This window comes from Dyadobacter sp. NIV53 (genome assembly GCF_019711195.1).
Taxonomy (GTDB): Bacteria; Bacteroidota; Bacteroidia; order Cytophagales; family Spirosomataceae; genus Dyadobacter.
In genome coordinates, this window is sequence record NZ_CP081299.1 from 6,728,610 (window position 1) to 6,743,416 (window position 14,807).

9 protein-coding genes are annotated in these 14,807 nt (G+C 41.1%); 4 read left to right on the top strand and 5 right to left on the bottom strand.

Going from position 1 to position 14,807, the window contains the following annotated elements:
- The first annotated feature begins 79 nt into the window (after positions 1-79).
- Positions 80-802 carry an ADP-ribosylglycohydrolase family protein gene (locus KZC02_RS27550; protein WP_221395210.1) on the top strand — a complete coding sequence of 241 codons (723 nt, stop codon included), beginning with the start codon at positions 80-82 and terminating at the stop codon, positions 800-802.
- Between the two features lie 277 nt (positions 803-1,079).
- Here KZC02_RS27550 and KZC02_RS27555 read toward each other — a convergent pair whose 3' ends face one another.
- The 4 genes from KZC02_RS27555 to KZC02_RS27570 all read right to left on the bottom strand — a co-directional run bounded on the left by KZC02_RS27555 (position 1,080) and on the right by KZC02_RS27570 (position 3,591).
- Positions 1,080-1,685 carry a hypothetical protein gene (locus KZC02_RS27555; RefSeq protein ID WP_221391608.1) on the bottom strand — a complete coding sequence of 202 codons (606 nt, stop codon included), beginning with the start codon at positions 1,683-1,685 and terminating at the stop codon, positions 1,080-1,082.
- A 167-nt stretch (positions 1,686-1,852) separates the two neighbouring features.
- Complete coding sequence (locus KZC02_RS27560) at positions 1,853-2,251, bottom strand: hypothetical protein (RefSeq protein WP_221391609.1); 399 nt, start codon at positions 2,249-2,251, stop codon at positions 1,853-1,855.
- Between the two features lie 361 nt (positions 2,252-2,612).
- Positions 2,613-3,170, bottom strand: a complete 558-nt coding sequence (locus tag KZC02_RS27565) for a DUF4468 domain-containing protein (RefSeq protein ID WP_221391610.1) — start codon at positions 3,168-3,170, stop codon at positions 2,613-2,615.
- Positions 3,171-3,240: 70 nt separating this feature from the next.
- On the bottom strand, positions 3,241-3,591 hold the full coding sequence (locus KZC02_RS27570; RefSeq protein WP_221391611.1) for a hypothetical protein: 351 nt from the start codon (positions 3,589-3,591) through the stop codon (positions 3,241-3,243).
- A gap of 250 nt (positions 3,592-3,841) precedes the next feature.
- Here KZC02_RS27570 and KZC02_RS27575 point away from each other — a divergent pair, with 250 nt between their 5' ends.
- Together KZC02_RS27575 and KZC02_RS27580 are read left to right on the top strand one after the other, a co-directional pair.
- Positions 3,842-9,265, top strand: coding sequence for a CHAT domain-containing protein (locus tag KZC02_RS27575; protein WP_221391612.1), 5,424 nt, complete (start codon positions 3,842-3,844; stop codon positions 9,263-9,265).
- A gap of 31 nt (positions 9,266-9,296) precedes the next feature.
- Entirely contained in the window at positions 9,297-10,139 is an 843-nt protein-coding gene (locus tag KZC02_RS27580) for a 4a-hydroxytetrahydrobiopterin dehydratase (protein ID WP_221391613.1), read from the top strand.
- Between the two features lie 65 nt (positions 10,140-10,204).
- Here the strand turns inward: KZC02_RS27580 and KZC02_RS27585 are convergent, their stop codons facing one another.
- On the bottom strand, positions 10,205-11,566 hold the full coding sequence (locus tag KZC02_RS27585) for a tetratricopeptide repeat-containing protein (RefSeq protein WP_221391614.1): 1,362 nt from the start codon (positions 11,564-11,566) through the stop codon (positions 10,205-10,207).
- A gap of 344 nt (positions 11,567-11,910) precedes the next feature.
- Here KZC02_RS27585 and KZC02_RS27590 point away from each other — a divergent pair, with 344 nt between their 5' ends.
- Positions 11,911-14,457, top strand: coding sequence for a caspase family protein (locus KZC02_RS27590; RefSeq protein WP_221391615.1), 2,547 nt, complete (start codon positions 11,911-11,913; stop codon positions 14,455-14,457).
- Positions 14,458-14,807 lie beyond the last annotated feature (350 nt).

The following is a 14,807-nucleotide window of genomic DNA, read 5'->3' on the forward strand; positions in this document are numbered from 1 at the left end:
ACCAGACGAATGATTGCACCAACGCCGGAATAGTTCTTAAACATTTTGCCTTGCCGAAGCTTTAACCACAGAATTTGACCTGAATACGGTCGCACAGAATTTTATTAAATGGTACCAGGAAAGCTACTGGACAGCAACGGGTGAAGTTTTTGATATCGGAATTGCGACACGGGAAGCGATTATCAGGCTTGAAAACGGCGTTAAGCCAGTTCTGGCGGGTGGTTTTGAAGCGAGCTCAAACGGTAATGGCTCGCTCATGCGGATTTTGCCTTTACTGACCTATATTAACGATATTCCGGTCAGCGAACGTTTTCAAACCATAAAACAGGTTTCTTCCATTACGCATGGACATATTCGTTCTGTGATCTCCTGTTTTTATTATCTTGAATTTGCCAGACAGATCGTAAACGGAAAAGATAAATTTGAAATTTATTCAGCACTGCAAACCGAGGTTACAGATTTCCTCATTTCTATTTCTGTCAATCCGGCAGAAATAAAATTTTTTGACAGATTATTGAAACAGGACATAAGTATATTTAAGGAAGACGAAATTTCCAGCAGCGGTTATGTCCTTCACACACTGGAAGCAAGTATATGGTGTCTCCTGACAACAGATAATTATCAGGAGGCAGTTTTAAAAGCGGTAAATCTGGGAGAAGATACAGATACAACCGGTGCAGTTACAGGCGGGCTTGCCGCGTTACTTTATGGCTATGAAAGTATACCTCAGCAATGGATCAGTAAGCTTGCAAAGCAATCTGAGATTTTTGATCTGGCAGACCGCATGTATAATAAATTGTAAGTGTTTACGGGGCTTATTTTTGCCGCAGGTACAACTCGCGGGTAGAGAAGAAAACAGCAATTAAATCCCCAAAGCGTTCCAGTGGTCAGTTGCCATTTCCAACCTCAGCTTTAAGGTCACTTTAAGTATTTGGCCTTAAAATTCGCGAAATTTAAGGTCAGTTGCCATTTTTGACCTCATCTTTAAGGTCACTTTAAGTAGTTGACATTAAAATTCGCGAAATTTAAGGTCAGCTCAGTTTGGTGGATTTATCTTTAATTTTAAATATTAGTCTCCCTTAAATCTCTGAATCCTCTTTCCCCTTGATCTTATACTCTGTAAAATCACCTTTCTTTTCTGACCATTTAAAAATGACCTTTTTAAATCGCAGATCCTTGACAATCTGGTTGATGCCTTTTAGAAAATCTTTTTTTGTTTTGGCAGGCTCAAAAAACGGGCTGGTAAAGGTCAGTGTATCCTTCGTTGCTCCGGATGCGGCGATCTGTATGTTTTCTTTGGATAATATTTCCTTTTTGGAAGTTGTGAATGCATCTCTTAAGCCTGGAAAATCTCTTGTCTGTACTTTTAAAATGCGGTCTTTCAGGATGTTACTTTGTGTTGTAATAGCCTGGTCTTTGTTGACTTTGGCTTCCTGATATAAAGCAGCGTTGGATTTTAGCCACGAAAGCCGGGTAGTCATGTCATCGTCACTGCTGCCTTTTTTTAGCGACAGGTCAATTTCATCAATCGCATTCTGGATGAAGATAGATATGTTTTTATTCGATTCTGTATCTACCGGTTCGGGGGTTACGTAGTATCTGACGATGGCAATAGCGGCCGCCGCAATAAGGATAAAAACGATGTACTTGAAGATATTTTCTTTTTTGAATATTTTGCCTGCCATGTGGAAATCGATATGTTGAGTATTTTTTCAGTTAAAAACCTGTACCAAAGTGGTGAGGCAGGGATAAGTTAAGCATGAAAAATATAAATAGCCGGTTTTTTTGTTATTAAAATCAAAAAAGGATATGCTTCACGACATATCCTTTTCCAACAGATGACCGCTAAAAATTAATAGATTACGACCCTTTTGACCGTTTTTGCTTTTGCCGCTACTTCCGTTTCCTGTGTTGTGATCCTGAAAGTTTTGGTTTCGCTTTCTCTTTTATTAAAGATCTGGATCTGATATTCACCTTCTTCCAGGTCTGAAAAATTATAACTTACAGCAAAGCGGGACGTTTTTTTGTCCATATAATCTTCCTGAAGAATTTTACCATCCATTGTTTTGATCAGAATTCCCATTCTCATTTTTTCTTTCGTATCCACATTAACACGCAGATTCCCATTATACGCCTTATAAACGGCGGCATCAAAAGTCTTTTTATACATGATGTTATTATCCGCTGAATGGGCATGTAAGGAAACAAACATTACAAAAAGTAACAGGAAAGATTTGACTGAATTTTTCATGATTTCATTTATTTTTTTATGGCTAATAGATTTTTTCTTAAATTTCAAGTGGCTGCTTTTTTGAAATTTAAGGTGGTTCACGACCGCTTTTTTGCAGGTTTTCAGGTTTTTTATTCATGATCTTTTAGCTTCGTTTATTAGTTTTTTTTACATTTAGTATGTACCCGCTTGTCTTACATCCGATACAAAGGAGGTGATGATCAGCAGGTTAAAAAAATATTTTGAATCGAATCGGTTTGAAAACCAATTGAAACGTAGAAAAGCCAGTATGAGATGGTTTTTGTGGCTGGTGTATAAAACCAGTAAAGCCCGAAACCTAAGTCCCGGGCTTTATCAAAATTGTATTAATTTTTAACGAAACTTAATGGCCGTTTTCCGATTTGATAAATTCCTTTAAACCGGCCAGCAACTTATATATTGCATGATTAATATTGTCGTTATCTGTTTTAGCAATTTGCAGGAGCTGTTCAGATTCAGTACGTTTCTTTTTATTGGTTTCCGTTTTGATAGAAACTTCTTTGGCTAATACCGAATCATTTTCCTTTGAGCTGATCCTTATTGGCGTCCGGGTGGGAGAGATACCATCCAGTTTATCAATACGTGCCTGATACTGATTATCCTTACAATCAATTACCAGGTCGAACCGGATGTAATTGTAAAGTGAAGTAACCACCGGGATATAGCTATTGATCGTTAACTTTCCCGATGCAGGATCTTCCTGTGTAACTGCGTTTTCGTAATTGCCAAATGTATGAGTCACCCAGTTTTGTGCACTTTTATATATTTCTGCTTTGGATTTATGAGGGTTAGCCACATCAGAATAGTACACTTGTTTTTGTTCATTGAGGGGCAAAAAGCCATCCTGGCAAAAACCGGTTTGAACAATAAAAAGCAGCAATGGTAATAGCAGATATTTCAAAGGCGAATGGAATAAAATGAACTGCAAAGTAACGATAAAAGCAGATTTACAGCATTTTATTCTGATACCTTTATGGACGTTTCTTTTTCTTTGTTGAATCTGGCATGGCTACACCGCCGGTTACAATAGTCCTTTTAGTTCTTTTTACTGAATAATTCACCATTGTATCCGCATCTGGCCGGCCAGTACTGCTTCGGTTGCCATCCACAATACCGGTAGTATTTACACTTCCGTTGTCTTCCAATACCGGTGCATTTTCCTTCCGGATCGTATCGACGGCAGAGATGCCGGTTTTTGTGGTCCTCTTTGTTGTTTTCCTCTGGTAAGTAGTTTCACCGCTGGAAGAAGACTTTGTTTGTGCATACGACGCAGCCGGAACTGTGAAAAGTAATATGATCAGAATGGTTTTTAGCGTTTTCATGGTTTTAATTTCGTTTATGGTTTAAAATGGCAATGTCGATTGTATTTCCTGGTAGTAAAAATATTATTCCAATGGATTGATCAATTTTTCCATAAATAATATTTCCGGGAAATAATTGTAATCAACCGTTCAATAAATTTTGCCTGTCAGCGATTTCAATTCGGTATCTTATTTTTTAATTTAAGGCCTGTTTAGGAAAATTTATTGAGGTAAAAATTTTGTCTTTACTTACTCTGACTCAACGAAGATTATGGAAATCAAGGAGATTAATATTCCCGGCGAAAAAGTAACGGTAGATGACGAAATTCTAAAAGAAGAATGCACAGAACTTCTGACGATTCGTGAATATTATGTTTTTAAGGAAACTACAAGAGGGGAAACAGTTCATTCTGCAACGGTTGCACTGAACCCGGATGATGTAGTCGAATTCCAGTTTGATGATGATACAGTCTGGATTTGTGATCCCGGCACATTTGACGAACTTTTTCCCGAAGCGGCAGCACAGGTCAGGAGTACGGAAAATTTAGGATTTATACTGCCGACAGAGCTTTTACGCGAAGACCAGCAGCGTGGCGGCGGGCTTAAAAAGATCTTCCTGAAAGTGCTTAAAATTTTCTCGAAAAATAAACTGGGAGAAATTATTCCAACAGGTACAACAGCAAAGGAATTCATTGGTAAAAAAGCAAAGGATCTGGAACTGAAATTACTGACTGCCGGAACGGGTTTGTTCAGGGTAGACAGGAATTTTAATTTCAAAAATGATCCGGTCAGGGATGATGCGACATATCTTCTTTTTTTACACGGAACCGCCGCGTCTACACATCAGTCTTTCGGAGCATTGAGGCCAAAAGAGGGCAGCGAAACGGATGCGTGGAAGTTTATTTTTGATACATATAAAGATAATGTGCTTGCTTTTGAGCACGAAACATTAACCAAAAGCCCACTTGAAAATGTAGCTGAACTGGTAAAATTACTTCCTGAAAAAGCTACATTACACCTTTTAAGTCAATCCCGGGGCGGGCTTGTCGGAGATATTTTAAGCCGGTTCTGTATTGAAAATGCTACTGCGAAAGGATTTTCTACTAATGAAAAAAATTTCCTAAGAAAGTCAGGCCGTTTGGATGATATCGCTTTAATTGAAAAAATTGAAAATGAGATACAGGGCAAAAATATCACTATCGCGAAATATATCCGGGTGGCCTGTCCGGCAAATGGTACGACGCTGGCTTCCAAAAGACTAGATGTATATCTGAACGTAATTTTCAACCTGATCGGCATTGCATTGGCGCAGGTAACCAATCCTGCCTTGTATTTTGCGTTTAAGGACCTGCTTGCGGCGGTGATAGAAACCAAGGATGACCCGGAAATTTTACCTGGTATGGAAATCCAGAATCCTGCTTCGCCTTTTAACCAGATGCTGAACAATGCTGAACCGGAAGCGATTATTGCGGCTCCGTTACTGATCATTTCGGGCAACAATCAGTTTGGGTTCAAATGGCAGGCGATCAAAACGGTTTTGGCTAAACTGTTTTTCCTGAACCATAATGATTTGATCGTCAACACGGAATCCATGTACAACGGAGCCAAAAGAGCATCGGGACATGTGCAGTATTTTTTTGACAGCAATCCGGATGTGAGCCATTTCAAATATTTCACCAATGAATCAACGAGAGGCGCTTTGCTTCTGGCGCTTAAAAGTGATGGAAAAACCACAATTCCTGGCTTCACTGCATTGACAAACAGAGATTTTACTGGCCAGGACATACGTAATATTGAGTTGAAGATCACAAAAGGTGAGGTTATCCGGGATAAAGTTTCAGGTAAAAAACCTATAGTGGTTCTGCTGCCGGGAATCATGGGAAGCAATCTCAGTGTGAATGAAGAGCAGATCTGGATCGATTTTCAAAGGTTTTTACAAGGACGCCTGACCAGTTTAAAAAATAGTGACGATAATAACATTCATGTAAAAGCGACGTCACTGGTAGGTTCAGCTTATAAAAAGATAGCAGATTATCTCGCCACAGATTATGACGTTGTTGCTTTTCCGTTCGACTGGCGTGTGAAAATGGAAACAAGTGCGCTGCTTTTGAATAGCAAACTGGTTGAATTATTACAATTTAATCAACCCATTAAACTGATCGGGCACTCAATGGGAGGTGTCCTGATCCGGGATTTTGTTCAAAATCACCCGGACACATGGGGAAAGTTAAATAACAGCAAAGATTTCAGGCTCCTGTTCCTGGGTGCTCCGTTGAAAGGCTCTTTCAGGATTCCTGCGGTTTTGTTTGGCCAGGATTCCCTGATCAATACACTGGATATGATTGACGTACATAATTCCCAGTCTGATCTGTTGCAGGTTTTTTCTCAGTTTTCAGGCATCTTAAGTTTACTTCCGCTCACCACTGGTAATGGCAACGATTTTGCAAAAACCGAAACATGGAAAAGCATGCGTGACGCTTTTGGAGATACAGAATGGCCGCTTCCTGATCAGAAATTGCTGGACGAATTCAGGTTATACCGTGATAATATCATTAAAAATGAGGAAAATCTGGATTTTTCCAATGCTGTTTATATTGCAGGCCAATCCAGGAAAAACAAGGAAACGATCAGTGGTTATGAAATTGAAACAAGGGATACCTTTTTTGGACCGCGGGTTAAGCTGCAATTCCTGGCAACAAAGGAAGGAGATGAAAGCGTGACGTGGGAAAGTGGAATTCCACAAAAAATGATTGATGCCGGCACTGTGTATTATTCGGATGTGCCTCATGGAGAACTGGCTAATGACGACAGCTTATTTGCTGCTATTTCTGATATATTAAAGAACGGAGTTACCTCTAGGCTTAAAAAGACGAGGCCTGCTTTACGCGCTATTGAAAAGGAATTTAAGTCCAGGGCGGCATTTGATTTTGATACTTCATCAACCGGCGTCGAAAATAATCTGCTCGGACTGGGCACCGATCCGGGCCGTTTCAAAGCTGGCGAAGTTCCCATTGCGGTAACGGTAAGTAACGGTCATTTAAAATACGCCATGTATCCGCTTCTGATCGGCCATTTTGAGAATGATGGTATTTTATCTGCCGAAGGTGCTGTGAACAAATACCTGGATAATGAACTGAGCAGGCGGTTAAGCCTGGGGATTTACCCGGGGCCGATTGGAAGCAGTGAAAGTATTGAGGCCAATAAAGCAAAGAAATTTAAAGGAACCATCATTGTTGGTTTGGGGAAACAGGGCGAACTGAACGAGTTCCAGCTGATCAACACAATCGAACGTGGGATTTCCAGGTATCTCGCCGACCTGAATGTCAGATCATACAGCAAAACCAGTGAGGAACGAAAACGTATAGGTATTAGCGCATTGCTGGTCGGTTCAGGTTACGGAGGCCTGGGAATAGAAGATTCTGTACGGGCCATTTTACTGGGAACGCAGATAGCGAATGCCAGGATCCGGCAGCAATACACTGTGGCTCCTCAGACTGTGGAAGCCCTGGAATTTATTGAGGTGTATCAGGATAGGGCAGTGGCTTGTGTAAAAGCGGTAAGTAATATCGAAAAAGAGGTAACGAATACGCTCAATATCAGCAGAAGCAGTAATAAGATTAACAACATACTTGGATGGAAAGAAAGGCTGCCTATTGAAGACACGAGGGATTGGTGGACGCGCGTGATTGTACAAAAAGTTAAGAATGAGGTGAGTCAGGGAAATCAAAAAAGGGGTTTGCATTATTCGGTCTCTACTGATGCTGCTCGTGTAGAAGAACGTGATTTACCCCTGGAAAGTGAAGTACTGTTCCGTTTGCTGGACAGGTCATCGGTCAGGGACGATTGGTCGCCGGAACTCGCCAGGACTATCTTTGAGCTATTGATCCCGCATGATTTCAAGGAAATGATGAAACGGCAGAATAACATCAGCTGGCAGCTGGATCAGTTTACGGCAGCTTTTCCCTGGGAACTTCTGCAGGATGCCGATGCTGACGCACGGCCTTTGAGCGTGAATGCAGGAATGATCCGTCAGCTATCGACACAGGATTTCCGAAAGGTTGTTAATTCGGTTACGCAGTCACAGGCTATTGTGATCGCAGATCCGATACTGGACAGTCCGGGTAACCAGCTTCCGGCCGCACTCGAAGAAGGAAAAAAGGTGACTGAACTGCTCTCAAATCAACGGTATACGGTCGCGAGCCTGCTCGGTACCAGGGATGATGAAATAATTTTAAAGCTGTTTAGCGGGGATTATAAAATTGTTCATCTGGCCGGACATGGTATTTTTAATGCAGATCTATCAAGACCTTCCGGCATGATGATCGGCCCGGATTCTTACCTTACTCCCGCACTGATTAACCAGATGAGCGGAGTACCTGAGCTGGTTTTCGTCAATTGCTGTTATCTTGGACAAATAGATATTAAAACACCAATCGCGAGTCAAAATCCATACAAACTTGCGGCAAATATTGGTACCCAGTTAATTGAGATTGGCGTTAAAGTAGTAATTGTGGCGGGATGGGCTGTCAATGACAGTGCTGCGCAGGATTTTGCCGAGAAATTTTACGGTCACATGTTTGCAGGAAGTACTTTTGGAGAGGCAACACGGAAGGCGCGTGAGTTTATATATGATACGTACGGAAGCCGCACAAATACCTGGGGTGCCTACCAGTGTTATGGAGATCCGTTTTATAAGCTTACTTCGGAGCGCGATAAGCAGGCGCAGATTTCTTTCGATTTCGCTATTTCAGAAGAGGCAGAAATTGAGTTGCTTAACATGCGCAATCAATTGGCAACCGGCGATTATGACACCGAAGAATTCACCGGAAAAATGGGTGCAATTGCGACTGGCGTAAAACAAGCCAATATCAGCAGTGCAAGAATTACCGAATTGCAGGCTCTGTTATATAGCGGATTGGGTATGTACAGGGAAGCTAACGAAAAGTTTGGATTGTTGTGTAATGAAGAAAAGGCAACTTTCTCATTCTCAGCCTCCGAACAATATTGTAATACCAGAGCGAAATTCAATTTACAGGAAGTAAGACAAGGACGGCTGGCCAAACCGGCAGCCATAACTGAATTACTGGTCGTAATTGAAGATCTGAAAGGATTGACACGGTTTGGCAATACCAATGAAAGGCTGAACCTGCTAGGCAGTACGTATAAACGCCTGGCCGAGATCAGTGAAGGGACTAACAAGCAAAAAGCATATGAAGAATCAGCCGCTTTTTACCGGAAAGCATTCGAAAATCCTGAGAATAATAGCAGGTATTATCCATTAACCAACTGGCTGTCCATCGAAAACGCACTGGTACTGGCTGGTGTAAGAAACTGGGGAAACAGCAAAACTGAGGATTATAAACTGCCGAAGAAAAAAGAAATAATTGAATTTCTTAAAAAAGAACTCAAACCGGAAGAAGAAAGATTCCGCGATGAAATGATATACTGGGACTGGCTCACCAACGCCAATATAAAACTCTGCCTGCTTGTGCTGGGTGACAACAAAACAACGTATGATGATGTGTATGAGGCATATCTGGAGGTATGGACATTCACTGGCCATAAAGGCAACCGCATAGCAGAAATAGAACATTTGGAATTTTTGGAGGATTTGTATGGGATGGCTGGAGAGAAAGCAAAAAACGTTCTGGAGTTTGTAGGCCGCCTGAAAGTAGGGCTGGAAGGTGTGGTTTGAGTTTCAAAAATCACTAAACCGGATTGCTATTATGAGTAAAAATCTTGCATTTATCAGCTATCGGCGTGATGATGAAGGACCGGCATCACGTTTTATCAAGGCTGAATTAGAACGGCAGTTTGGTTCGGCTCAGATTTTTATGGACGTTGACTCTATCAGGGCATCCGACGAATGGACAAAGATTATCGAGCAAAATCTGGAACTGGCTACCATTTTAATTGTAATTATTGGAAAAAACTGGCTTCGGGTACAGGACCAGTTTTATCGAAGAAGAATTGATCATGAGGAGGACTGGGTCAGGAAAGAAATAGAATCTGCAATTAAACGGCAAATAAAAATTGTTCCCCTTCTGCTCGGAGGAGAACTACCGCATGCAGATGCACTGCCGGCATCGATTAAAAAACTGACGAACTTCCAACCGCTTAATTTGTCTGCTTATAATTTTAAGAGTGATCTGAGTAATCTGTTCAAAATATTGGATCAGGCAGGTTTCGAATCGGTCAGCGAGAACGTTGATTTTCCAAAGCCGATCAAAAACATGCTGTTTCCATTACCACTAACTATTTCTCAGATCCAGAGTGAACTCTTGAATTTGGAAGGGTGGAAGATTGTGGATTATTTATCCAGGGACAAATCACCGCAACCTGGAATTGCAATTGAAAAATTTTTCAAATTTAAATCATTTGATGATGCTATTGAATTTGTGTATGCTGCTTCAAAATATGTTTCAAAATCAGACCATCATCCCGAGTGGGAAAATATCTGGCGTACTGTTCGAATCCGTTTGTCTACCTGGGATACAGGGCATAAGGTTACAAACCTGGATATCTCGCTTGCAAAATATTTTCAGGACGAATTTGAAAAATTCAGCTGACCGGGTTCTAAATGAAATTTCAATTTACAGAATGGACCGGACAAGTTAATTCGGTTAATTTAACACTAAACAACTCCCTTCAAAGTCCCCAGCAAACCCTCCAGTTTCCCCAGCTGCCCTGTAAAACTTTCCATCATCCAGTCTTCGTGGGTTAGTTTGTTGGCTTCTTCTACTGCTTTGGCATATTCTTCCAGGTTTCCTAATCCAAAATGGGCCTCTGCTTTGTTGACGGCGATCCAGAATTTCTGTTCAGTAATTAAGGATTCCTGTTCTGCACCAACAGGATTTGCAGGAGCTTGTGATTGGTTTTGCATGGCTTCCATTTTCAGGGAATCTCTTTTACAAAGTTCGAGTACATCCTGCCGGATACGGTTTGCCCAGATCACGTCTGCTATTTTTTCGTCACGCGTCGGGTCAAGCTCTGTTGTTGCCCTCAATGTCAGTAAATAAGCCAGGTTAATTCCGTTATGGCGGTTATGCAGTAAAAAGTAACCACGCTGGTAAAGTAGAATGGCATTATTAATATGTTCGTTACCCTGGTTTTCTTCATAAAGATGTTTTTCAATAGAACCTGCGAGTTCAACCGTTTCCGGATCGTTTGTTCTGTCCAGATCTATTTTTTGTAATAAATCAAGTGCCGTTTTTAATGAAGTTACATAATCCGGGTCCTGGGCTTTATAGGTGCAAAGTGCGAGCCTTTGTACCAGATAAGGGTCATTAACGGTAAATTGCGGATCGGTTTTGTTATTGGAAAGGCTCAAAGCAGTTTGGAACAGGCCTTTTGCGAGACCAAATTCTTTTTTCCTCAAAGCATTTTCCGCCTCTGAAATCATGTAGGAAAGCGTTTGTTTGGTTGCGTCATCGGCCGAAGCTGTTTCCCTGGCTCCTGAATTTGCACCAGCAAGTGCAGTATCAATCATTTCCTGCATTTCAGGTGCTCTCAAACCTGTCAGAAAAGTGTAAACAGGGCTATCTGTTTCCTTTGTTTGTTCCACTTCATCAATCGTATCGCCAAGCTGTTTTTGAAAACGTAAGACTTCAAAGTAATCAATACTTTCGCCTAAATGGGTGTATTTTTTGATACTGATATGGTTGATATCAAAAGGGTAGGGCATGAGTTCTTCCGATATAAGAATGGTCGTTCGGGGCCTTAATGCATGCCTTACGCCAAGCTCATAAAATGCATTGGAATTGGCTGTGGATAAGTCTGCTACGACAAGATCCGCCGAAAACAGCTCCTGGTACATTGGCAGTTCAATTGAACCTGAATGTTTGATCTCATCGGCACGTACACATACATATCCTTTCTGTTCCACGACTGGTTTGATCAATGCCTGATAAGATTTATCCAGGTTGAGTTTTCGACCAGTGGCTAAATCTGTTTTTATACCAAAACCCATGACTACAAAACACCTTTTAGTATCCATGTCCGATTAAAATTGAAAAAATTGAGTTTATCAAAAGAAAGATTTTTCCTGCTGTATTTTGACTATATTAAATAGTAAATATAAAGGATGTGGTAATGGGTTTTTAACAGGAAATATTGAGAATGAAATGTATTTATTTAACGGTTATTTACTGGCGGGAAACGGAATAAACGGATCGGGATTTTAAATAGTACAATGAATTTACAAACAGCGAATATTCATGACCGTTTAATAAATTCCCATCATTTATCAACAAATAATTCAATTCTATCCTCTAATATTGCCGAGTTATCCGCAAGATAACCAGGTGGTTATATATTTCGTACTCCAAAACTTTTATAAATATGCGTTATGATACTTTGGCTCCTGATGAAGCGGCCTTCAAAACCCGCGGTGATTATACTTTTACTCCGTTTTCTGTTGAAGTTCAGGATGAAAATTTAGTATTGAAAGGAAAGCTTTGTAAACCAAAAAACCGCAGCGGCTATTACAATACGCCTGAACCGCCACCTGCAAAAGAGCGAATTGTGCTGCACTTTACGGCCGGAAACCTAAGTGGCGGTATAGATTCGCTGACAAGGAATAACACGCGCATTTCAGTTCCTTTTGTTATTGCAAGGGACGGTACCATTTATCAGTTATTTCCGTCCAAATACTGGTCAGGAAATTTGGGAAAAGCGGTTGGAAACACGGGAACCAATAATGCACAGGACAAAGCGACTATTGGCATCGAAATTATTAATTATGGATATCTGGTAAAAAGAGGCGATACGCTGGAAACGATTTATAGCGATCCTGCAAAAGGCAAACTGGATCAGTATTGCAAATTATCCCAGACAGATGCATACCAAAAATTGCCCGAACCATTCAGAAACCAGGATTTTTACGCCAGTTACACACCGGAACAATACGACAGCCTCATTATCCTGCTCCGGTTTTTGACAAAAAAATATAATATACCACGAACTTTTCAGGATGAAGCAAAACGCTATGAAACCAGTAACGATGTACTCAGTTTTAAAGGCATTGTTTCCCATGTGAATTATAGGGGTAAAAATCAGTTCGGCGGTTTTGAAAAATGGGATATCGGGCCGGCTTTTGACTGGAAAACGGTCATAAATGGTGTGAAAGCAGATGAGTATGTACCTGCTTTTGCCGAAAGAAGTTTGGTTGCAAACGATGATGTTGTCACTTCTGATGAGCAGATTGAAGCATTTCTGGATGCCCCGCGTGGGCTGGAAGTAGCTCCTCCGGATGAAGATTTAAATACTGATCCCGAAGGAAATGCAGCCGATAACGGAGAAACCAAACCTCGGAAAAAGCTGTACGCATTATTGGTGGGAATTGACAAATACGAAAGTTTTCCGTTGCATGGCTGTGTCAACGACATGAACGCAATGGAAGAATATTTGTCTAAAAAAACTGATTTTGAGCACCAGATCCTTACTATTCAGGATTCGGTTGCTTCCAAATCTGCGGTGATAAATGCATTCCGTGAACATCTGGGAAAAGCAACTTCCAATGACACAGTATTTTTCTATTTTTCCGGGCATGGAACACAGGAAAATGCTGATCCGATCTGGAAAAATGAAACGGATGAGGGTTTGGAATGCTTCGTTTGCTACAATGGAAATACACAAAAAACAGCAGATTTTCTTCTTGCGGATAAGGAGATTCGTTATCTGTTACACGAAGTTTCACAGAAAACCGGTGCACATATTGCTGTCATGTTCGATTGCTGCCATTCGGGTGATAATACAAGAAGCCTGGCAGCAGAAGTTTTCCGTGGAAAGGACACTTTTGTACGGCGGGTCTATGACCGTGGAGATGATTTCTTCCCGCAGCGGGATTGGGCCGATTTCATTTTCAGTGATAAAGTCGATTATGAAGCAGTGAAGGACAAAAACCTGGCCGATTTTCTTCCCGAAGGTACGTATGTGCAGCTGGCCGCCTGCGAGTCAGATGAGGTAGCTTTGGAAGTTGGTGGCCGGGGCGTGTTTACCTCCAATTTTTTGCAGGTTTTGGAAAAAGCAGGAGGAGATATCAGTTACCAGTCGCTACGCAGCCGCGTGAGGCAATATATGAAGTTTGGTTTTGACCAGAAACCTAAAATTTCGGTTGTAGGTAATTCCGGATTGTTGAACGCTATCTTCCTGAACCAGCGTGCCGATCATCGTAAAAGTGCCGGAGAAATGGTTTTTAACGAAACCAAAAATGCATGGCTTCTTAATTTGGGTGCGATGCATGGTGCGAAGGAAGGGATGGAAGTCCAGATTGTTGATCCGGACAATGCAGCTATGACCACACCAGCGTCGATCGGTGAGGTTTTTATAGATCATGCGGTTGTAGATACAAAAGATTCGGTTTTGAAAAAAGAAGAAGTGTATAAAGTGTTGACCGACAATATGATGGTAGAGGAAGTGCAGCTCTTTTTAAATAATGTTGATGGCAACCAGTCGGAACTGAATCCTTTGGTAAAAAAACTGCTGGCCGATTCCGGTGGTTATTATGTTTTTGTTGAAAATGAAGCAGAAGCCGATTTTACGCTTCATGTACAAACCGGACAGTGTTTTGTAACAAGGGCAAAAGATCCGTTCAGGCCATTATTTTTACCTGTTGATCTGGATGATGACAACAAAGAATTCCTTATTACCAATGCATTACGTACAATTTCAAGGTGGCAGTTTGTACAGAAACTGGAAAATAAAGGTGAAAATTCGGTCAATATTGATTTGTTAAAAATCGAATTAAGCCAGGTTAAAGCAGACGGATCAGAAACCGGCCTTGAAATTACAGACCAGATCGGGAAGCCGGTTTATGAGAAAACGGCGGATGGATGGAAGGGTAAACTTAAAATAAAAGTCACCAATCAATCGGACAGAAAGCTCTAGCCCACAAGCATATACCTTTCCCAGCCCGGCTTCAGCACAACACAGATACCCAAATGAACAGTGTGTGTGTGTGTGACACACACACACACACACACACACACACACACACATTTATACCTTTACACACACACATTTACATTTAATAGAAGAAAATACAAATGACATTCAGTGTTAAGAGCTCTACATTCAAACATATATGACATTTGCCTTTTCTTCCGTGTGTGTGTGTGTGTGTGTGTGTGTGTGTGTGTGTGTGTGTGTGTGTGAGAAAAATAATATGTGTGTGTGTGTGTGTGTGTGTGTGTGTGTGTGTGTGTGTGTGTGTGTGTGTGTGCTTTTTCTCAATATGA

What these genes read in the sequence shown, in the direction of transcription:
- KZC02_RS27585 (WP_221391614.1), bottom strand. Translation starts at nt 11,566, where the DNA reads ATGGATACTAAAAGGTGTTTTGTAGTCATGGGTTTTGGTATAAAAACA.
- KZC02_RS27555 (WP_221391608.1), bottom strand. Translation starts at nt 1,685, where the DNA reads ATGGCAGGCAAAATATTCAAAAAAGAAAATATCTTCAAGTACATCGTT.
- KZC02_RS27580 (WP_221391613.1), top strand. Translation starts at nt 9,297, where the DNA reads ATGAGTAAAAATCTTGCATTTATCAGCTATCGGCGTGATGATGAAGGA.
- KZC02_RS27570 (WP_221391611.1), bottom strand. Translation starts at nt 3,591, where the DNA reads ATGAAAACGCTAAAAACCATTCTGATCATATTACTTTTCACAGTTCCG.
- KZC02_RS27560 (WP_221391609.1), bottom strand. Translation starts at nt 2,251, where the DNA reads ATGAAAAATTCAGTCAAATCTTTCCTGTTACTTTTTGTAATGTTTGTT.
- KZC02_RS27575 (WP_221391612.1), top strand. Translation starts at nt 3,842, where the DNA reads ATGGAAATCAAGGAGATTAATATTCCCGGCGAAAAAGTAACGGTAGAT.
- KZC02_RS27590 (WP_221391615.1), top strand. Translation starts at nt 11,911, where the DNA reads ATGCGTTATGATACTTTGGCTCCTGATGAAGCGGCCTTCAAAACCCGC.